The organism is Chromatiales bacterium 21-64-14, from assembly GCA_002255365.1.
In the GTDB taxonomy this organism is placed as follows: Bacteria; Pseudomonadota; Gammaproteobacteria; order 21-64-14; family 21-64-14; genus 21-64-14.
This window is the reverse complement of the sequence record NCBI01000019.1, coordinates 12,012-31,392: the sequence shown is the minus strand read 5'-3', so window position 1 is coordinate 31,392 and position 19,381 is coordinate 12,012. Positions and strand designations below refer to the sequence as shown.

Here is a 19,381-nt window from a genome sequence, read left to right as displayed (position 1 = left end):
GGCCGTTCCGTCAGCGCTTCAGTGCCAGGGTGAGACCGTCGGCGATCGGGAGCAGGCTGATGGCCACGCGCTCATCGGCGTACAGCCGGTGGTTGAAGGCCCGGATCGCCTCGGTATCCGGTTCTTGGTTGGACGGATCCGCGACCTTGCCGGCACGCAGCACGTTGTCGACGGCGATGAGTCCACCGGTGCGCAGCAGTTTCAGGCTGCGTTCGAAGTAATCCCAGTAGCTTTCCTTGTCGGCATCGATGAAGGCGAAGTCAAAACTGCCATCCTCCCCGTTTGCCAGCAACGCATCCAGGGTCTCGATAGCGGGGGCCAGGCGCAGGTCTATCTTGTGCTCTACCCCCGCCTCTTTCCAATAGCGCCGGGCGATCGCGGTCCATTCCGCACTAATATCGCAGGCCACCATGCGCCCTTCGGTGGGCAATGCCTGGGCCACCGACAACGCGCTGTAGCCGGTGTACACACCGATCTCCAGGGTGCGCTGTGCGCCCATCAACTGTACCAACAGCGCCATGAATTGCCCCTGCTCGGGGGCGATCTGCATACGCGCCATAGAATCGACGGCGGTCTCTTCACGCAGCCGGCGCAGCAGGGTGCTTTCGTGAATTGAGACCGAGAGCACATACTGGTATAGCGAATCCGTTAGGGTAAAGGTGTGGTTGGTCATGGAATATGTTGGTCCACTGCGGATGGCAAGGCTAAAGGTAATCATCTATGCTTGCGCGGCCGAAGACAAGACCATTTCCCTCATCCTCGCGAGGAGAGTTGGCTGTGTCCTATACGGGCCGCACCCCTGCTGTTTCTGACCGGTTTTCCGGCTGTCCCGCCGACAGCGTCAGGGTCCTCCAGTTCACGGACACCCATCTCTACCGCGACGCTGACCGGACGCTGCTCGGTCTGAATACTCAGCAGTCGTTTGAGGAAGTGCTGGTCCGCGCCCGGGCGCAGCATTGGCCGGCGGATCTGGTGCTGGCCACCGGCGACTTGGTGCACGATCATTCCCTGGAAGGTTACCAACGCCTGCGCGAGACCCTCGCCACCCTGGGCGTTCCCGGTTATTGGTTGCCTGGTAATCACGACGATCCGCGGCTGATGCGCGCCGCCCTGCAGCGCAGCGGTGCCAGCGACCCGCGCAGCGTACGCGTCAAAGGTTGGCAGATCATCCTCCTGGATTCCCACCTGGAAGGCAGCGACGCAGGCCGCGTCGCCCCCGCGGAATTGGAACGTTTAGAGGAAGACCTGGAGCGTTTTTCGGACCACCATGCCCTGGTGTGTTTGCACCATCCGCCGGTGCTCATCGGTAGCCGCTGGATGGACGCAATCGGCCTGCAGAACGCCGAGGAGTTGCTCGCGCTCCTCGACCGTCATCGCCAGGTACGCGCGGTGCTGTGGGGCCACATTCACCAGGAATTCCTGGGTGAGCGACGCGGCATGCTGCTGCTCGGTACGCCGTCTACATGCTTCCAGTTCAAGCCGAACCGTGCCGATTTTGAGGTGGACTCGGAGCCTCCCGGTTACCGCTGGCTGGTGTTGCATGCCGACGGGCGCGTGGAGACCGGGGTGGAACGGCTGGCGGACTTCCCGGTGGAGATCAACATGGCGTCTACCGGCTACTGACGTAGGGGTTCGAGCCGAGGCCGAGGCGGGCAGTTGATGCAACAGGCCCGCAATGAGCTCACCGCCCCGGTAGCGGCCGATGATAGGTACACGCGTCCCGGACCTGCTGGCCGTGGGATCGCCAGAGCGCGGCGGCGAGCGCCCGCGTATTCCCTGATTGATTCCTTCAAGCCGTGCCCGCCCGTCGTCGCGCAGCTCATAAGGCCCATGCCTAGCATCATGTCCCGCTGGCGCTTTGCCCGTAGGCAGGAGTCCGATCCACGGCTCGGCAACGTCCTGGGTGACGATCAAGCGTAACTGACCCGGTTTCGTCCCAGGTCCTTGGATCGGTAGAGATGCTTGTCCGCGGTTGAAATGAGGGTATCCAGGCTGCGGTGGCGTGTTTCCCATTGTGCCACGCCGAAGCTCGCGGTAACGGTGATATCAACGCCCTCATGCCGTACGGTCACGTTTGCCACCACCTTGCGCATTCTTTCCGCCAGAGCCGTGGCCTCGCGGACATCCGTTTCGGGCAGGAGCAGGATAAACTCCTCGCCGCCCCATCTGGCAATCACATCCTGCTCTCTCATGGCGCCCGTCAGGGCGCTCGCCGTTGCAACCAAGACCTCGTCTCCACGGGCGTGGCCATGGGCGTCATTGATACGCTTGAAATGGTCGATGTCCAATAGGACGACGGATAGGTTGCGATTGTGCCGTATCGTTATGTTCCAGATGGGAGCGGATATGGCGTAGAAGGCCCGTCTGTTGTTGAGTTGGGTAAGCGGATCCACCTTCGCTAGTTGTTCCGCGCGTAGCTTCTCCTCCTGACCGACGCGGAATCGATAGGTCAGCGCCAGCGCCAGCAGCGTGGCGTCCAGCAGCATCCCAATCTCCGCCGCGTGGTAGGTCCAGATGTTCAGTGGGATGAGGCCCGATACCGAAAGCGCGGTCAATGAAGCGCCGACCATGGCTGCAACAGCGGCCAGCAGAAAATACCTGGCCGACCCCTGGCCCGCTTTCACGGCGATCACGCACATGCCCAACATGACGCCGGTGAATATAAAGACGAATGCAAATGAAACGAACAGGGCATATTGCTGTCGGCCGGAAAGGACAGTGAGCAGCAGGAGGGATGAGGAAACTGCCAGATAGCCGATTACGGATTTGTGGATGCGCGGGAAATGTGTGCGTGTATGCAGAAAACGCAGGGCGAACATCAGGCCGCTCGTCCCGTAGAGCTGCATGAGAATTGGGTTTGACCACTGTTCCCAGCGCGTGTGGTTGGGCCAGATCCACTCGAAGCCATGCCCCGTATAGGAGATGTTCATCAGCAGGAACATCCCAAGATACAGGGAATAAAGGGCGTACCACGGTTCCCGAAGACCGGCATACAACATTACATTATACGCCAGTAGTGCGAACAGAAATCCGTACAGGAAACCGTAACCGTAGTCCCGGTGCCGTTCTGCGGCGTGTGCGTGTTTCGGCGCCATCAGGTATATCGGCAGGACCATCGGGTCGGGCGTTTCCACGCGCACAAAGATGTCGCTGACGCCGGGTTCAAATTTGTGGTCGAACGCGAAGTAGCGACTTTCGACAGGGCGGAGATTGAATGCCTTGCGGTCGCCAACGTGGTAGGTGGCCTCCGTTCTGCCGCCATGAAGGAAATAGATGTCGACCTGATCGAGCCATGCGGTATTGATAGATAACTGCCGTTGCAACGGCCGTCCGGTCGGGTTACCGACGCGAAAATGAATCCAAGCGGGTTCCGAACCAATACCGAAATTCAGAACCGGACTGCGGCCAGCAGTGAATTTCCCGCGATCGTGATCGGCGATGGCGTTGTCCAGCGTAAGCCTGCCATGTGCCTCCCTGAGGTAGTCGGTGTAGCGTCCGATGGGGCCTGCGTGAGGCGCGTTCGCGGAAACGATGAGGCTGGAGGGGGCGGCCGTTCCCTCCAGCGTGATCCAAAGCAACAGGATCAGTGGTAGGAGCGAATGAGTGTTCATGAATTAGAACCTATCTCAAAATGCATCTTGGTCGCCCATGCGGCGTTGCGGACCCTGCTGCGGTGCTCATTTGCTGGGCGTAAATTGCGCTCCTCGCAGGGCCCACGCCTTGCCTGAGCGCCCGATCTGCGATTTTGAGATAGGTTCTAGTAACGCGCCGCTGGGTCCGGTGACCGGTGTCGCCGATCCGGTGGATGGATCTATCGCGGGCTCAATGCGATCTTCCGGTAACATCTCCCCACCGGGACGGAGGCTGGTATCGCGATGGCCCGCCACCGAAAACCCCCACCCACCGGACCGCTTCAGAAATTATCATACTCCAAGCTGAGGACGGATTGGCCCGCTTCCCCCGTGCCTTCTACCATTGCATTGCGCAATGGATGCTACCGATCCTGATGTCCGACCGGCGCCGCGGGTGCGCTGAGGATGCGCGCCATCTCCTGGATCCGTTGCGCAGCCGGACGTTCGGTTTTATTCGCCGCGGCTAGCACCTGGACATAGTCCGACAGGAACGCGGGCAAGGCCTGGAGTATGCGTGCCCGCCGCCGCCGGCCGACGCCCTGTACCGTCCATGTGGCGCGCCACTGGCAATTGGGCGTGGCGTCGCACACCTTCAGGCTCCAGGTGGGACGGTTGGGTTGCCACTCATGGCACCGTACGACCAGCCGGTAGGCCTCGGAGGCGCCGTCCAGTCCCACCGCCGGGCCGTAGTGCTCGACCTCCAGTTGCGCCGTCAAGGTCGCGAGTTCCTGGTCCAGTTGTGCCAGGGCCTCGGTGACCTCGGAGCTCATTTCCGGCGCGTCGGTGCGCGATCTCTGCGCCAGCAATTTCAGGTAGTCGTTCATCGGCGGATCCCGGGGTGAGTTCGGTGACCGGTGGTGGTCAGTTGTGAAGGCGGTCACAAACCGGCCGGCCTCGAAACCCTATCCTGTTGTATGGAGAAGCCTTCCGCGGCGGCGCGGCCGAGCGGCCTTGCGCCATAGCCGGGGTGACGTCGTACCGCTCAAGTACCGCTCACCCATGCCGCCTTCATTGTAGCACTGTGCTGCCGGCGTTGAGGCTGGCGGTGTGCGTCGGAACGCAGGGAAAAGGGCATGGGTGCGGCACAAAGACTGGTTGACACAGCTCGCTTGAGCGAGCTGGTTCCCCTCCATGGACTCACTCTGGATCATCTCCAGGAGCTTGCACGCAAATTTCCCGTTGAGGAACTGCCCCCCGGTACCGTCATCTTCGCTGCCGGCGAGCAGGATGCCCGTGCCATCTACCTATTGACCGGCGCGGTGGTTTTGGAAGCGCCGCGGCAGACCAAAGAGACCGTGCGCGCCGGGACCGACACGGCGCGCTACCCCCTCGCGCATCACCAGCCGCGGCGGCTGAGTGCGCGCGCCCTCGGCCCCGTCAGCGTAATCCGTATCGACGCCAGTTTGCTGGACATGATGCTCGAGTGGCGGCGGACCGATTCCTATGAAGTTACCGAACTGGATTCCGTGCCGGAGAACGATGACACCGACTGGCTGGTCCGTTTTCTGCAGTCTGCGGGGGCGGGCCGCATACCGGCCGGAAATCTCCACACCCTGCTTGGGCGGCTTGAGGAGGTCCCGTTCGCCCGCGGCGCCACTGTGGTTCGGGCCGGCGACCCGGCGGATAGTTACTACATCGTCAAGCAGGGGCGCTGTTCGGTGCTGCGCAGCGCGGCTCCGGGTGCGTCGGTGGAGTCGGTGGCGGAACTGGGCCCGGGCGAGGGTTTCGGCGAAGAGGCACTGGTCACCGGCGCTGCGCGCAACGCCACGGTGCGTATGGTGGAGGACGGGATGCTGCTGCGTCTGTCCCGCGAGGACTTCCACGAACTGCTTGCCGAGCCGTTGCTGCACCATGTGAGCTACGGGCAGGCGCGCGCGCTACTTCTGAAAGGGGCGGCGCTGGTGGATGTCCGAAACGCCGCGGAGCGTCGCGCCGTGCCTCTGGATGGGAGTCTGCATCTGCCCCTGGCGCTGCTTCGGGAGCAGGCCGCGGAGTTGGAGCATGACCGCCCGTATATCCTCTGTTGCGATACCGGAATCCGCGCCGCGGCCGCCGCGCTGTTGCTGGCCAACCGCGGCTTTGAGGTGAGCATCCTGGAGCGCGGGCTACGGAGTATCCCTGGATACGAGGCGTCGGTGTCCGGACCGGCGCCGCGCCCACATGTCGTCCCACGGGACGTCGTTGGCGGCCGCGGGCCGGATGGGCCCGCAGCTGCGTTGTCGGTTGCGCCGGCAGATGCGATCGAGCAGGCCCGTCGTGCCGTAGACGACGAGGCAGTGCGGATGCGGCAGGATGCTACGGCGGCGCGTAGCAAGGCCGAGGACCAAGCCTTGCGCGCGGCGCAGGGCCGTGAGCGTGCCGAGCGGGATGCCGCGGAATCGGTCCAAAGGGCGGAGCATGCGCAGCGGCGCGCCGAACAGGAAGCGCAGGCGCTGCGCGCCGAACAGGTGCGGATGGAGCAGGAAGCGGCCGCCGCGGCGGAGCAGATCCGCAGTGACCTGGAGGCGGCGCGGCGCAAGGCCGCGGCGGATGCGGCGCACCTGAAGGCGGACGCGGATCAGGCGCGCCAGAACGCCCGGGAGCAGGCGCAACGCGCGGCGCAGGCGGATGCGGCGCGCACCGAGGCCCAGAAGGAGGCGGCCCGGATCCGCGCCGAGGCCGATGCGGCGCGCGCTGAGGCCGGGGACCTTGCGGTACGGTTGCAGGAGCACTCGCGGGTATCCGAACAGGCGGCGGAGGATAAGGAGCGCCGGCTGCGTGCCGAATGGGAGGCTGGGCGCCGCGCGGCGGAAGAGCGTGCCGCGCGTCTTCAGTCCGAGGGTGAGGCGGCGCGGCGCACCGCAGAGGAAGTGGCGCAGCGTGCCGCCGTGGTGGAACAGGCGCGCGTGGCCGCGGAGACTGAGCTGGAGCGCATCCGCCAGGAGATGCAGACCACAAAATCTCAGGCGGAGCGCGAAATTGCAGCGCTCCAACAGGCGCAGATTCAGCGCGCGGAACAGGTCCGGCACGAAGCCGCGCGCATCCACGGCGAGATGGAGCGTCTGCGGCGTGACACCGATGTGGAACTGGAGCAACTACGGTCTGAGGCGGAAGCGGCACGGCGCGCGGCCCAGGACGAGGCGCGCCGCCTGGAAGCCGCCGACGTTGCCCGTATTGCGGCGCAACGGGAAGTGCAGCAGATGCGCGAGGAGGCGGAGGTAATACGCCGCCAGGCTGAGCAGGAAACCGAGCGTTTGCGTGCAGAACTGACAGCGGTGCAGCAGCGTGCGCGCGAGGAAGTGGAAAAGTCGTCCGCCGCTGCCTTGGCGCGCGCGCGCGCTGAGCAGCAGACGGACCGGGTGCGGGAGGAGGAAGGAGCCCGCCGGGAGGTCGCGGTGGGCGCCGCTCGCAAGCAGGCGGCGCAAGAAGTGCTGCGGGTACAGGCGGCGGAAGTCGCTCGCCGCCGGCGTGCAGAAGCGGAGGTGGCGCGCCTGCGTGCGGAGGTGGAGGCCGCGCGGTCCCAGGCAACCGAGGAGGCAGAGCGGGCCGCCCAGGCGGAGGCCGCGCATCGTCGGGCGGCGCAGGAGGCGCGCCGGTTGGCGCAAGCAGATGCGGCCCGGGCGCAGGCCGAGCAGGAGGTACGGCGGGTACAGGCGGCGGCGGAAGCGGCGCGGCACAAGGCCGAGCAGGAGGCACGCCACCTGCGGGAAGCGGCCGATGCCCTGGAACGCCGTGTGGCCGCGGAACAGGTGCTGCGGGAGGCAGCGGAGCAGGCCGAGCGGATCCGAGTGGCCTATGAGGGCTTTGCGCCCACGGATGCAGAGTCAGATCCGGAGCCAGCTCCCAGCCCAGCCACCCGCGCGGGTCTGGCGGCGCCGCCGTTGGCAGCGTCGCCCCCAACGTCTCCGGTATCGGAGGAATTCCCGCCAGAGCGCGCCGCTGCGCCGCCGCCGCGCGCCGCTGCGGGCGCTGCACCGCAGGGCCTGAAGCGGGCGCTGCCCAAGGACGAGCCACCCCCGCCCCTGGATTTCTCCATGCCCTGGCTGCAGGACCTGGTGGATCCGGATCCAGAGCCCGCGCCTCGGATCGACGCCGCGTCCGCGAATATTACGGCGGAGGGCGAGGGTGGTGCGGAGCCCGAGGAGTTTGTGGTTCTCCCGCGGATCCCGGAGATTCCCCCCTGGGACGCGGAGGTGGGTCCCAGGGATACCTCCACTGCGTCGCAGGTAGTGATACCACCGGCGGCTTCCACTTTGCGCGCCCGTTCCTCTGCTCTGCCGGTCGCCCCAAGCCAAGGCGACGTGGAGGATTTACCGTCGCCGGTGTCGAAGCCGGTGCGGGTGGCGGAGGAGGTGCCACCCCGCCGCGCGGGCTCCCAGCCGCGTACCGCAGTGGGACGGGTGATGGCGGTTTTGGGGGCGAGCTTGGCGCTGGTGGCCGGTAGTGCTGTCTATCTCCACACCGTGGCCCAGCGCGAGGATCGCGCACCCCTACCCGCGCTGGTGACCGCCCCACGTCACGCCCCTGCGGTGGTGGCTGTTACCCCGGTACCCGCAGCGGCGTCGCCGGTCCCCGCCGTACCGACTTCCCAGGCGCCGAGTATCGAGGCGGCGGAGCACCGGGTGCTGGCACAAGCGGAGCAACGGTTGCGGATGCGTCAACGGGCCCAGGGCGTCGCCACCCCGGCCCCCACGGGTCCGATCCTCCGGGGAGGATCCCTGCCGGCTCCCGTCCATGGTGGGCCAGAGCCGGCACGGGTGGGTCCCAGTGCGGCTGGGATGGCCACTTCGGCCACCAGGGTGAATCGCGCGCCTATAGGGGTCCCCGTGGCAGACACCCGAACGTCACCCACGCTTTCCCAAGGCCTGCCGGTCCCGTCATCTCCAGCGCCTAGCGGTGTCCCCAAGGCGGCGTCGCGAGCGCCGGTGGTCCGACCCCCCGATCCGTCCGGGCGGCTGCCGGCAGCGGTCCCGCCCCCTTCCCCGGGGCGGGACACCCGCGGTAGTGCGCCTCGTGCCGCCGTCCCGGTGGTGACGCCGGATCCCGCGCCTCCGACGATCACTGCCCCGGCCGCGGCGGCGGCCATCATCCCCGCGTCGCAGTCCGGCACCGGCGTCACCAAGTCGGTGACGAATTCCTTGATCCCTACCCCTACCCCTACCCACCAACCCTGATTTGCCCCCTGGGGTTCGTTGGGCGGAAGCCAGTGGAATTTGGCCGCCCACCCGACGAGAATCATGATGGCGCGTGGGTTCCGGTTCTGGTGCGGTTCTGTTCCACGAGCCGGTGGTGGGCAAATCTCCAGATGATGAGGTCATAGGCGTGTCAGATCAGGGTGCGATGCGGTCCGCTGCCACGACGCGGGCCGAGTGCCCCGGCCGCGGTGCCCCGAGGTCCATGGCCTCCGCCCTGCGCCGCGGCGCCGGGATCACGATCGGGTTGGCAGCGGGGTACTGGTTGCTGCGTGGCTTGGACTTCGGCCGTCTCGTGGGGATCATTGCCCAGGCACACACGGGCTTTCTGCTGCTGGTGCCCGGCGCGGTGATCGTGGAACAGTGGTGCCGGGCCTGGAAGTGGCGCCAGGTCCTGGCCGCCACGCGGAAGGTGCAGGTCCACTGGGCGTTCCGGGCCCAGATGGCGGGGTATATTCCGGGCATGGTCGCGGGTTTTGGCACCAGCGCGTTCATCCGTTCCTGGCTGCTTGCGCGGCGCGCGGGTCTGCGTACCAGTGCGGTATTGGCGAGCAGCGCCGTGGACCGTTTGATCGATTCCTTCGCCTTCGCGCTATTTGTCGGGCTGGCGGCGGGGGTGGTGATCCTTCCCAAGGCCGATGCCGGCATGACCCAGGCACTGCGTCTGTCCAGCGTGGTGATCCTCGCCATCGCGCTAGTGCTGCTGGCGGCGTTCGCCAGTCTGCGCAGGGGGGGGATCCCCAGGTGGGCCCGATGGCTGCTGCGGCGTTTGCCCATTCGTGCCGCGCGTGGGACCCTCAAGGGGATGAAGGGTTTTTCCGGCGGATTGACCTGGCCACAGTCGTCCGCGCGGCGCGGCGGCGTCGTCGCGACCGCCATCCTGATCAAACTTCTTGCGACCACGCAATACCTGTGGGCGGGACTCGCCTTCGACGTCCACCTCGCCGCAGGTGACTACCTCTTCATCATGGTCTTCCTGGGCGCGCTGGTCTTCGTGGGCATATTCGTGCGCATCCCAGGGGGCGGACTGCTCGCCTCCCTGTTCGTACTCGAGCTGTTCGGGGTACCGAAGGCGCAGGCACTGGCGATGACCTTCGTGGTCATGAGTTCCTTCCTGCTGACGGTGGTCCTGGCGGGAGGGGCTGCACTGATTCTGGAGGGCGTAGGCGTGGGAACGCTGCGGCGTCTCGTTGCCGGGTCGCGTCAGGATCGGGATCCCGACCGATCCGTTGCCCAGATCTGATCCGTCTCCGGCTAATCGCACCGCGGCCGGGGCGTTGCCGTCCTGCGCCGTCATCGGGGTCTAGTGCGTGGGCTTGGTGGGTATCGCGGCGGCTGGTACGGGCGCCGCTTTGGGCGCGGATGCAGCGGCCGGTGGCGCCGGTTTTCCGGGGTGCGCTGCCACGTAGTCGAACATCTCCGCGTGCAGGGGCCATCCGGATCCATCAGTGACCACCACGGTCCAACGTCCGAGCGACGTGGGGTCCAGGGTCTTGAGGGAATAGACCCGCCAGCGGGGGCCGCCGATCTTGAAACGGACTTCGGCGACCACCCGTCCATCGTACATCCAACGGTGGATGATGGTCTTGCCTTCCATGCCTTTTATATCGGTGAAGTAGTACACCTGGTCCACGGAGTTCGGCAGGGTGACCACATCGTCCACCGGCTCGCGGTCCTTGATCCCGCGGGTGAATTGGGAGCGGACGACGGGATCCTCGTGGGCCGGCGCCGCCGCAGGGGATGCGGATTGCGCCGCGTGCGCCGCGATCCCACCCCCAATAAACAGCAGGAACGTGAGCGTCGCACACAGAATACTCCAGTGTCGCATGCTTACCTCCTGATGCCGTCCTGCCGCGAGACGCTATTGGCCGGCGTGGATCAACCCTCCCAGGCCTGCCTGGTCCAGGGACTCGTGGATTCTTTTGCGGATTGCCACCGGGTCTTCCAATTTCAAGACCTCCTGCACGAGCGCCTGCGCCCGTTCCCGCGGGTAGCTGCGGATTACCCACTTGACCCGGGGCAGATTCGCGGCGCTGGTGCTGAGGCTGTCGATGCCCATGCCCAGCAGCAAGACCGCCGCCGCGGGGTCGCCCGCCATTTCCCCGCATACGCTTACCGGTTTGCCGTGCCGGTGTGCACCCTCTACGACCTGAACCAGTGCCTGGAGTACCGCCGGGTGCAATGCATCGTAGAGCGCAGCGACGCGGCCGTTGTTGCGGTCGACCGCCAGCAGATACTGGGTCAGATCGTTGGTGCCCACTGACAAAAAATCGGCTCTGCGCGCGAAGGCGGCGGCTTGATAGACCGCTGATGGCACCTCGATCATCGCGCCTACCAGGGGCATGTGCACCGCCTCCCCCTCAGCGATCAGTTCATGATAGGCGCGACGGATCAGACACAGGGCCTCGTCCAATTCCGCCACCCCGCTCACCATGGGCAGCAGCACTTGGAGGTTGCCGGTCTCGGCGTCGGCGCGCAGCATCGCGCGCAGCTGGGTGATGAAGATCTCCGGGTGGTCCAGGCTGATGCGGATTCCACGCCAGCCGAGGAACGGGTTCTCCTCGCGTACCGGGAAGTAGGGCAACGCCTTGTCGCCACCGATGTCCAGCGTGCGCAAAGTGACCGGACGGGGCGCGAACGCTTGCAAGACCTGGAGGTAGATACCGCGTTGTTCTTCCTCGCCGGGGAAACGGTCGCGCATCATGAACGGCAGTTCCGTACGGTAGAGTCCGACGCCCTCTGCGCCGCTGCGCAGCGACGGCGTGATGTCCGCCAGCAGACCGGTGTTCACGTAGAGGGGGATGCGCACACCATCCGGGGTTTCCGCCGGCAGATCGCGCAGCGCCTCCAGGCCCGAGACCAGCCGTGCCTCCTCTTCCGCGAGCCGCTGGAACTCCTCGCGTACCCGGGCGTTGGGCCGTACGTGGACCCGGCCCTGATAGCCGTCGACGATCAACTCTTGGCCATCGAGGCGCCCGATGCGCAGGTCCTCCACCCCCATGACCGCGGGCACGCCCATCGCCCGGGCGAGGATCGAGACGTGTGAGGTGCTGGAACCACGCATGCACACCACACCGGCGAGCTGCCCGCTGGGGACCTCGGCGAGTTGGGTGGCGCTGATCTCCGTCCCGATGAGGATCGCCCGCTCCGGGTATTGCCGCGCTTCAACACTACGGGTCTGCAGGTGGATGAGAATACGCCGGCCCAGGTCGCGGATATCCTCGCCGCGCTCCCGCAGGTAGGTGTCGTGCATCTCGTCGAACCGATGCACGTGCTGTTCGATCGTTGCGCGCAGCGCGCCTTGCGCCCAATTGCCGTCGTGGATGCGCTGGAGGGCAGCCCCCAGCAGACTGTCGCTATCGAGCATCAGGGCGTAGGCGTCGAACAGCGCGTGCTCCTCGGGGGGTAGCAGGTCGCGCATGCGTTCACTCAGCGCACCGATCTCCTGGCGGACCGCTGCGAATGCGTCCCGCAGGGCGGCCTCCTCGCCGGCTACGTCCTCGGTGGGCCGGTCCGGCACCACATGGAGTTCCGCCGGCGGATAGACGGCGGCCGCGGTCCCGATCCCGACCCCGGGGGAGCCCGGCAGCCCGGTGAGGAACCGACGCTCCGACTCGCGTGGCACCGCGAGGTCCTCGATCCCGCCGCTCGCCTCGGCGTGGGCGATGGCACCGGCGAGCTGCGCGGCCAGCGTAACCAGGAAACTGACCTCTTCCTCCGCGTACTTGCGCCGTTCGCGGTTGCGTACCACCAGGACGCCCAGCACTTTGCGGTAGTGGATGATGGGTACGCCCAGGAAACCGTGGTAGAGCCCTTCACCGGTTTCCGCCACGAAACGGTAGTTGGGGTGGGCGGGCGCGTCCTCCAGGTTCATCGGTTCGGCGCGCCCGTGTACTACCCCGATGAGACCTTCGGTGAGTTTCAGGCGCACCTTGCCTACCATGTCGGGGTTGAGCCCCTCGGTGGCCATCAGCACGTTCTCGGAGCTTGCATGGTCCGTGAGGTAGACCGAGCAGGCGTCGGTGGACATGGAGGCGCGTACCTGCGCCACGGTGATGGACAGGGCTTGCCCCAAATTCTGGGCAGCGCTCACTTCCTGTACGATGCGGCTCAGGATGTCCAGCATGGACGGGCTTCCGTGTGGATGGGGGTCACTGGACCCCCGGTACGCGCCGGTGGCGGGGAGGTTTCAGTTCGACGACGGATGCGGCCTCTCCTGTTTCCAGGCGGGGACGCCGTCCGGGAACAGTAGGGGCGCCAGTTCCCGAAGTGCGCGCTTGTAGACCGCACGCTTGAACGGCACGACTTCCCGTATCGGATGCCAGTAATCCACCCAGCGCCAACCATCGAACTCCGGCCGGTCGCTGCGATCCAGACATACCGCGTGCTCGCTGCCCACCAGTTCCAACAGATACCAGACCTGCTTCTGGCCGATGCACAGGGGATCACAGTGGCGGCGGATGTAGCGCTCCGGTAACCGGTAGCGCAACCAGCCCTGGGTGCAGCCGATGACCCGCACGTCCTGGGCCTGCAGCCCAGTCTCCTCGGTTAGCTCCCGGAACAAGGCCTGTTCAGGGGTTTCGCCGCAACGGATGCCGCCCTGCGGGAACTGCCACGCGTCCTGCCCGATGCGCCGCGCCCAGAAGACCCGCCCGTCCCGGTTGCTCAGGATGATGCCGACATTCGGTCTATATCCATCACAATCAATCACTTCAAGTCCCTTCGGCGGTACCGGATCGCGTGCCAATTGTCCCATATTACATGGTTTTACACCAGTGACGCGGGCGCGGCGGCGCCCTGGGGTTTTGACTTTCCGTGTCCCGGCCCTATGCTGAGCGGTCGTTTGTCTAGGCGTCGGAGGGGATCGTTTTGGCGGTGGCACTGTTCGATCTGGATAACACCTTGTTGGCCGGGGACAGCGACTATGAATGGGGCTGTTTCTTGGCGGACCAGGGCGTGGTGGACCGGGAGCAGTACCTGGCAGCGAACCGGCATTTCTACCAGCAGTATCAGGCGGGCACGCTGGATATCCATGAATTCCTGGCGTTCCAGCTACGCCCGTTGACCGAGCACGACCCCACAACGCTGCAGCGCTTGCGCGCGGCCTTTGTAGATCAGCGGATCCGCCCCATTGTGCTACCAGCGGCCTGCGACCTGGTGAAACGCCACCGCGACCAGGGAGATGTGCCGGTCATCATTACCGCGACCAACCGGTTCATCACTGAGCCGGTGGCCGCTTTGCTGGGAGTGGAGCATCTGCTGGCCACCGAGCCTGAGTGGCAGGACGGGCGTTATACCGGGCGGGTGGCGGGCACGCCCTGTTTCCAGGCCGGCAAGGTGGAGCGGCTGCAGGCGTGGCTCGACGCCCAGGGCTTGGGTTGGCCCGGTAGCTGGTTCTACAGCGATTCCCACAACGACTTGCCCTTGCTGCAACGGGTGGATCACCCGGTGGCGGTGGATCCCGATCCGGTGCTGGCCCGTCATGCTCAGGAGCGCGCGTGGCCGGTAATCAGCTTGCGGGATCCGGACCGTCAATAGGGTCGCCCGCTCCTGGCCGTGGGCGCTGGCGTCCGCCGGGGCGGTCTGATTACACTGGGATGCAGTAGCAACGGGAGCCGGGCCGGGGGTAGCGCCGATGGACGATCCAGAACGCTTCGATGTCATCGTGGTAGGGGGCGGTCACGCTGGGGCTGAGGCGGCCCTGGCGGCGGCGCGCCTCGGCGCCCGTACCCTGTTGCTGACCCAGAATCTGGAAACCCTGGGGCAGATGAGCTGCAATCCGGCCATCGGCGGGATCGGCAAGGGCCATCTGGTAAAGGAGATCGACGCCCTTGGGGGTCTCATGGGCCGTGCCGCAGACCAAGCGGGCATCCAGTTCCGGGTGCTGAACGCCAGCAAGGGGCCGGCGGTGCGTGCCACCCGTGCCCAGTGCGATCGCCAACTCTACCGGCAGGCCGTGCGTGGCGCCCTGGAGTCCCAAGTCAACCTGGCGTTGTTTCAGCAGGGGGTGGACGACCTGATTCTGGAGCAGGGCCGGGTGGCCGGAGTGGTGACCCAGATGGGGTTGCGCTTCGCCGCTCGCGCCGTGGTGCTCACGGTGGGGACGTTCCTGGGTGGGCGTATCCATGTGGGACCGGCCCAGTACGAGGGGGGGCGCGCCGGTGATCCGCCGGCCAACGCCCTGGCGCGACGCCTGCGCGAACTGCCGTTTCGGGTCGAGCGGCTCAAGACCGGCACGCCGCCGCGCATCGACGGGCGCACCGTGGACTTCACGCGGATGGAGGCTCAGCCCGGCGACATCCCGGTGCCGGTGTTCTCGTTCCTGGGGCGGGCGGAACAGCATCCGCGCCAGGTGTGCTGTCACATCACCCGCACCACCGAACGTACCCACGACATCATCCGCGGTGGGCTGGATCGCTCGCCGCTGTACAGCGGTGCCATCGAAGGCGTGGGTCCGCGCTACTGCCCGTCCATCGAGGACAAGGTGGTGCGCTTCGCGGACCGGACGTCCCACACCTTGTTCGTGGAGCCCGAAGGGCTGAATACCCACGAGCTTTACCCCAACGGGATCTCCACCAGCCTGCCGTTCGACGTGCAGCGCGAACTGGTGTGCTCCATCCCCGGTTTCGAGCACGCGCGGATCACCCGGCCCGGTTACGCCATCGAGTACGACTTCTTCGATCCCCGAGACCTGCATGGGTCCCTGGAGACCCGGCATGTCGCGGGGCTGTTCTTCGCCGGGCAGATCAACGGCACCACCGGTTACGAAGAGGCCGCCGCGCAGGGCCTGCTGGCCGGCATCAACGCGGCCCGCCAAGTCCAGGACCGGGAGCCCTGGTGTCCGCGCCGGGACCAGGCTTATCTAGGGGTGCTGGTGGACGACCTGATTACCTGCGGGACCCGGGAACCCTACCGAATGTTCACCAGTCGCGCCGAGTACCGCCTGCTGCTGCGGGAGGACAATGCGGATCTGCGTCTCACCCCGCTGGGGCGTGAGCTGGGGCTGGTGGACGAGGCGCGCTGGCGCGCCTTCGAGACCAAGCGGGAGGCCATTGAGCGCGAACAGCAGCGGCTGGCGGCGCTCGTGGTACGGCCCGGTAGTGCGTTGGCGGTGGCCCTGGAGGCGTATCTGGGTCAAGCCCTGGGCCGGGAGTGTGCGGCGCTGGAGTTGTTGCGCCGGCCAGAACTCAGCTATGACCAACTCACCTCCCTGTCCGGCGCCAGCCCTCCGGCGGCGGACCCGGCGGTGGCGGCGCAGGTGGAGGTTCAAGCCAAGTACCATGGCTACTTGTCCCGTCAGGAGGACGAGATAGAGCGGGCGCGGCGCCACGAGGCCCTGCGGTTACCGGAGGATCTGGACTACGGCGCGGTGCGCGGGTTGTCGGCGGAGGTGCGCGAGAAGCTCCAGGCCGGCCGTCCCGCCAACCTCGGTCAGGCGGCCCGTTTGCCGGGGGTTACCCCCGCGGCCATCTCCCTGTTGATGGTGTATTTGCGCCGGCGGGAGGGTAGCACGACCGGCGGCGGCCGCAAGCGCGCCTGATGGTGTTCCGACCGCCGCCGCGCGCGCCAGGCGCCTCAGGGGCTGGTTCGGACCCCGGCCTTACCACCCCGGAAGCGCGTCTGTCCCACGGCCTCGCCGCCCTCGGCCTGTCGCCGGACTCCAGCCTCGCGCCGCGCCTGCTGGCCTACCTCGCCCTGCTCGCGAAATGGAACCGGGCCTACAACCTGACCGCGGTGGAGGATCCATTGGAGCAGGTGACCCGTCACCTGCTGGACAGTCTCGCGGTGCTACCGTACCTGCCGCCGGGCCACGTGCTGGACGTGGGCAGCGGTGCCGGTCTTCCGGGTATTCCCCTGGCGCTGGCCGCGCCGCGACGCCAGTTCCAGCTCCTCGACAGCGGCCTCAAGAAGACCCGGTTTCTGACCCAAGTAGTGGCGGAGTTGGCGCTTACCAACGTTACCGTGGTGCGCGAGCGGGTGGAGGATTTCCGGCCCGCGTTGCCCCCGGAGGTGATCATCGCCCGCGCGTTTGCCCCCCTGGACCGGCTCTTGGAGGCGCTCCGGCACCTGTGCCGGCCGGGGGTGGTGGTGCTGGCCATGAAGGGGATCTATCCGGGCGCGGACGAGCCCCCCTTGCCGGCGGGTTTCGCCCTGTCCGAGACCCACAGCCTGCAGGTCCCGGGTCTGGCTGCGCAACGCCACCTGCTGAGGATTGAACCCCGATGAGGGGTGTCCCCGGTGTGGACGCGACTGGGCAGGGCGCGGCAAAGCGGTTATGCTGAACCCGGGCCGGGATCGCCTCCGTCCAGGCTCGGACGAGTCCCCTTGCGGACGCGCCGCCCCACTTTCCGGTCACCTGGGTCTCATGGGCAGAATCATCGCCATCGCCAACCAGAAGGGGGGGGTCGGCAAGACCACCACCTGCGTCAATCTGGCCGCCTCCCTGGCGGCGGCCAAGCGGCGCGTCCTCCTGATCGACCTGGACCCCCAGGGCAACGCCACCATGGGTTGCGGGATCGACAAGCGCGAGGTGATCCACAGCACCTGCGACGTGCTGCTGGGGGATGCCCAGGTGGATCAGGCCGCGCTGACCCTGGAGGCCGCCGGGTTCGATGTGTTGCCCGCCAACGATGACCTGACCGCGGCGGAAGTGCAGCTCATGGGTGCCCAGCACCGCGAGCAGCGCCTGAGCCAGATCCTGGCCACGGTCCGAGACCGCTACGATTACTTATTCATTGATTGCCCGCCGGCACTCAACATCCTGACCCTCAACGCCCTGACCGCGGCGCGCGGGGTCATCGTGCCGATGCAGTGCGAGTACTACGCCCTGGAGGGGCTGTCCTCCCTCATGAACACCATCACCCAGGTCCAGAAGACCGTGAACCCGGCACTGGAACTGGAAGGTCTGTTGCGTACCATGTACGACACGCGCAACAACCTTGCCAACGAGGTTTCCGAGCAACTCAAGCTGCACTTCGGCGATAAGGTGTACAACACGGTGATTCCGCGCAACGTGCGCCTCGCCGAGGCACCCAGCCATGGGTTGCCGGTGTTGCTGTATGATAGGACCTCGCGCGGAGCCCTCGCATACCTCACCCTGGCGGGCGAGATGCTCCGGCGTCAGCGCATCACCCCCGAAACGGTGGAAATGGCCCACAATGGTGGCTAAGAAGCGGGGCCTCGGCAGGGGTCTGGAGGCGTTGCTGGGTTCGGCGGCTACGGCTGTGCCACCGCCGGTGCCAGCGGCGGTGGCGCGTGGCGAGGGATTGCGGACGTTGCCGGTGGGCGTGATCCGCCGTGGCCGGTCCCAGCCGCGCAGCGAGTTCCCCATCGCGGGGTTGGAGGAGCTCGCCGAGTCGATCCGTGCCCAGGGGGTGGTCCAGCCGATCGTGGTACGGGGCAGCGACGCCGACGGCTACGAGATCATCGCGGGGGAACGGCGCTGGCGGGCGGCGCAAATGGCCGGACTGCAACACATCCCCGCCCTGGTACGGGACGTGTCGGATCAAGCCGCCCTGGCCATGGCACTCATCGAAAATATCCAGCGGGAGGACCTGAGCCCACTGGACGAGGCACGTGCGATCCAGCGTCTGGCTGAGGACCACGGGCTCACCCACCAGCAGGTGGCGGAGTCCATCGGGCGTTCCCGGACGGCGGTCACCAACCTGCTGCGGCTTTTGGACCTGGAGGCGGAAGTGGCCGGGTTGCTCCGGGACGGGCGTTTGGAGATGGGCCACGCCCGGGCGCTGCTCTCCCTGGACGGCCGCCGGCAGATCCAGGTGGCGCGCGAAGTGGTGGCCAAGGGCCTGTCGGTGCGTGAGACGGAGCGCTTGGTCCGCCGTCTGCAGGCCGCACCGCCGTCGGGACCGGCCGGCGCGCCGCCGCGTACCGACCCGGACATCCAGCGCTTGGAGGAACGCCTGTCCGGGCAACTCGGCGCTCGGGTCAAGCTGGATCACCGTGCCGGCGGTAAAGGACGGCTGGTGGTCCAATACAACAGCCTGGACGAGTTGGACGGTATCCTGGCCCACATCAAGTAATTACTTATGGGATTTCCCTATGTTGGTACGCGACATCATGACCCGGGACATCAAGACCGCCCGTCCGGACACGCTAATCCGGGAGGTGGCGCTGGTGATGTGTTTTCACCGGATCAGCGGCATGCCAGTGGTGGCCGAAGACGGGAGCTTGGTGGGAGTTATTTCGGAGAAAGACGTGCTCCACGCGATGTTCCCCCAGCTTGAGGACTACATGCACAACCCGGCAACCCTGGATTTCGAGACCATGGAACGGGGCTACAAGGACGTGGTCAGCCTGCGGGTGGAGGAATTGATGAGCACCCGTGTATACACTGTCGATCCCGAGATGCCGGTGCTCAAGGCCGCCTCTGCGATGTTCCGGCACCGCATCCGCCGGATTCCGGTGGCGGAGGACCAGCGCCTAGTGGGGATCATCAGCGTGGGTGACGTCCATAAGGCGATCTTCCAGGAAAATCTGCACCCGGAATTGTAGCGGCGACCATGTCAGCCGCCCGCGGGTCCGGGGCCCGGCAGGGTGCCGGCGCCCACGGTGGCCCTC

15 protein-coding genes are annotated in these 19,381 nt (G+C 66.5%); 9 read left to right on the top strand and 6 right to left on the bottom strand.

Going from position 1 to position 19,381, the window contains the following annotated elements; translation table 11 throughout:
• Window positions 1-10: 10 nt before the first annotated feature.
• Window positions 11-673 carry an SAM-dependent methyltransferase gene (locus B7Z66_09945; protein ID OYV76167.1) on the bottom strand — a complete coding sequence of 221 codons (663 nt, stop codon included), beginning with the start codon at window positions 671-673 and terminating at the stop codon, window positions 11-13.
• Between the two features lie 47 nt (window positions 674-720).
• Between B7Z66_09945 and B7Z66_09940 the strand changes: the two genes are divergently transcribed.
• A complete protein-coding gene (locus tag B7Z66_09940; GenBank protein ID OYV76126.1) occupies window positions 721-1,623 on the top strand; it encodes a 3',5'-cyclic-AMP phosphodiesterase in 903 nt (300 codons plus the stop codon).
• 287 nt (window positions 1,624-1,910) lie between these two features.
• Here B7Z66_09940 and B7Z66_09935 read toward each other — a convergent pair whose 3' ends face one another.
• Complete coding sequence (locus B7Z66_09935; protein ID OYV76166.1) at window positions 1,911-3,581, bottom strand: sensor domain-containing diguanylate cyclase; 1,671 nt, start codon at window positions 3,579-3,581, stop codon at window positions 1,911-1,913.
• Window positions 3,582-3,994: 413 nt separating this feature from the next.
• Window positions 3,995-4,456, bottom strand: a complete 462-nt coding sequence (locus B7Z66_09930; protein OYV76125.1) for a hypothetical protein — start codon at window positions 4,454-4,456, stop codon at window positions 3,995-3,997.
• A gap of 249 nt (window positions 4,457-4,705) precedes the next feature.
• Between B7Z66_09930 and B7Z66_09925 the strand changes: the two genes are divergently transcribed.
• Window positions 4,706-8,785, top strand: a complete 4,080-nt coding sequence (locus tag B7Z66_09925; GenBank protein OYV76124.1) for a hypothetical protein — start codon at window positions 4,706-4,708, stop codon at window positions 8,783-8,785.
• A gap of 73 nt (window positions 8,786-8,858) precedes the next feature.
• The gene (locus B7Z66_09920; protein OYV76123.1) at window positions 8,859-10,046 is read left to right on the top strand and encodes a hypothetical protein; all 1,188 of its coding nucleotides are present in this window, start codon (window positions 8,859-8,861) and stop codon (window positions 10,044-10,046) included.
• A gap of 60 nt (window positions 10,047-10,106) precedes the next feature.
• On the opposite strand, the gene B7Z66_09915 is transcribed toward B7Z66_09920, so the two are convergent.
• From B7Z66_09915 to B7Z66_09905, 3 genes are all read right to left on the bottom strand, one after another.
• Window positions 10,107-10,631 (bottom strand): hypothetical protein, encoded by a 525-nt coding sequence (locus B7Z66_09915; GenBank protein ID OYV76122.1) that lies wholly within the window; start codon window positions 10,629-10,631, stop codon window positions 10,107-10,109.
• A gap of 33 nt (window positions 10,632-10,664) precedes the next feature.
• Complete coding sequence (locus tag B7Z66_09910; protein ID OYV76121.1) at window positions 10,665-12,929, bottom strand: phosphoenolpyruvate--protein phosphotransferase; 2,265 nt, start codon at window positions 12,927-12,929, stop codon at window positions 10,665-10,667.
• Between the two features lie 63 nt (window positions 12,930-12,992).
• Window positions 12,993-13,514 (bottom strand): RNA pyrophosphohydrolase, encoded by a 522-nt coding sequence (locus B7Z66_09905; protein ID OYV76165.1) that lies wholly within the window; start codon window positions 13,512-13,514, stop codon window positions 12,993-12,995.
• A gap of 158 nt (window positions 13,515-13,672) precedes the next feature.
• Between B7Z66_09905 and B7Z66_09900 the strand changes: the two genes are divergently transcribed.
• The 6 genes from B7Z66_09900 (at window position 13,673) to B7Z66_09875 (ending at window position 19,315) form a co-directional block, all read left to right on the top strand.
• On the top strand, window positions 13,673-14,341 hold the full coding sequence (locus tag B7Z66_09900; protein OYV76120.1) for a phosphoserine phosphatase: 669 nt from the start codon (window positions 13,673-13,675) through the stop codon (window positions 14,339-14,341).
• Between the two features lie 97 nt (window positions 14,342-14,438).
• Window positions 14,439-16,343 carry a tRNA uridine-5-carboxymethylaminomethyl(34) synthesis enzyme MnmG gene (locus B7Z66_09895; GenBank protein ID OYV76119.1) on the top strand — a complete coding sequence of 635 codons (1,905 nt, stop codon included), beginning with the start codon at window positions 14,439-14,441 and terminating at the stop codon, window positions 16,341-16,343.
• Entirely contained in the window at window positions 16,343-17,029 is a 687-nt protein-coding gene (locus B7Z66_09890) for a 16S rRNA (guanine(527)-N(7))-methyltransferase RsmG (GenBank protein OYV76118.1), read from the top strand. The genes B7Z66_09895 and B7Z66_09890 overlap by 1 nt, the downstream gene beginning before the upstream one ends.
• Window positions 17,030-17,168: 139 nt before the next feature.
• A complete protein-coding gene (locus B7Z66_09885) occupies window positions 17,169-17,972 on the top strand; it encodes a chromosome partitioning protein (GenBank protein OYV76117.1) in 804 nt (267 codons plus the stop codon).
• A complete protein-coding gene (locus B7Z66_09880; protein ID OYV76116.1) occupies window positions 17,962-18,843 on the top strand; it encodes a chromosome partitioning protein ParB in 882 nt (293 codons plus the stop codon). The genes B7Z66_09885 and B7Z66_09880 overlap by 11 nt, the downstream gene beginning before the upstream one ends.
• A 19-nt stretch (window positions 18,844-18,862) precedes the next feature.
• The gene (locus tag B7Z66_09875; GenBank protein ID OYV76115.1) at window positions 18,863-19,315 is read left to right on the top strand and encodes a hypothetical protein; all 453 of its coding nucleotides are present in this window, start codon (window positions 18,863-18,865) and stop codon (window positions 19,313-19,315) included.
• Window positions 19,316-19,381 lie beyond the last annotated feature (66 nt).

What these genes read in the sequence shown, in the direction of transcription:
- B7Z66_09885 (OYV76117.1), top strand. Translation starts at nt 17,169, where the DNA reads ATGGGCAGAATCATCGCCATCGCCAACCAGAAGGGGGGGGTCGGCAAG.
- B7Z66_09930 (OYV76125.1), bottom strand. Translation starts at nt 4,456, where the DNA reads ATGAACGACTACCTGAAATTGCTGGCGCAGAGATCGCGCACCGACGCG.
- B7Z66_09940 (OYV76126.1), top strand. Translation starts at nt 721, where the DNA reads ATGCTTGCGCGGCCGAAGACAAGACCATTTCCCTCATCCTCGCGAGGA.
- B7Z66_09880 (OYV76116.1), top strand. Translation starts at nt 17,962, where the DNA reads ATGGTGGCTAAGAAGCGGGGCCTCGGCAGGGGTCTGGAGGCGTTGCTG.
- B7Z66_09895 (OYV76119.1), top strand. Translation starts at nt 14,439, where the DNA reads ATGGACGATCCAGAACGCTTCGATGTCATCGTGGTAGGGGGCGGTCAC.
- B7Z66_09875 (OYV76115.1), top strand. Translation starts at nt 18,863, where the DNA reads ATGTTGGTACGCGACATCATGACCCGGGACATCAAGACCGCCCGTCCG.
- B7Z66_09945 (OYV76167.1), bottom strand. Translation starts at nt 673, where the DNA reads ATGACCAACCACACCTTTACCCTAACGGATTCGCTATACCAGTATGTG.
- B7Z66_09915 (OYV76122.1), bottom strand. Translation starts at nt 10,631, where the DNA reads ATGCGACACTGGAGTATTCTGTGTGCGACGCTCACGTTCCTGCTGTTT.
- B7Z66_09890 (OYV76118.1), top strand. Translation starts at nt 16,343, where the DNA reads ATGGTGTTCCGACCGCCGCCGCGCGCGCCAGGCGCCTCAGGGGCTGGT.
- B7Z66_09910 (OYV76121.1), bottom strand. Translation starts at nt 12,929, where the DNA reads ATGCTGGACATCCTGAGCCGCATCGTACAGGAAGTGAGCGCTGCCCAG.
- B7Z66_09925 (OYV76124.1), top strand. Translation starts at nt 4,706, where the DNA reads ATGGGTGCGGCACAAAGACTGGTTGACACAGCTCGCTTGAGCGAGCTG.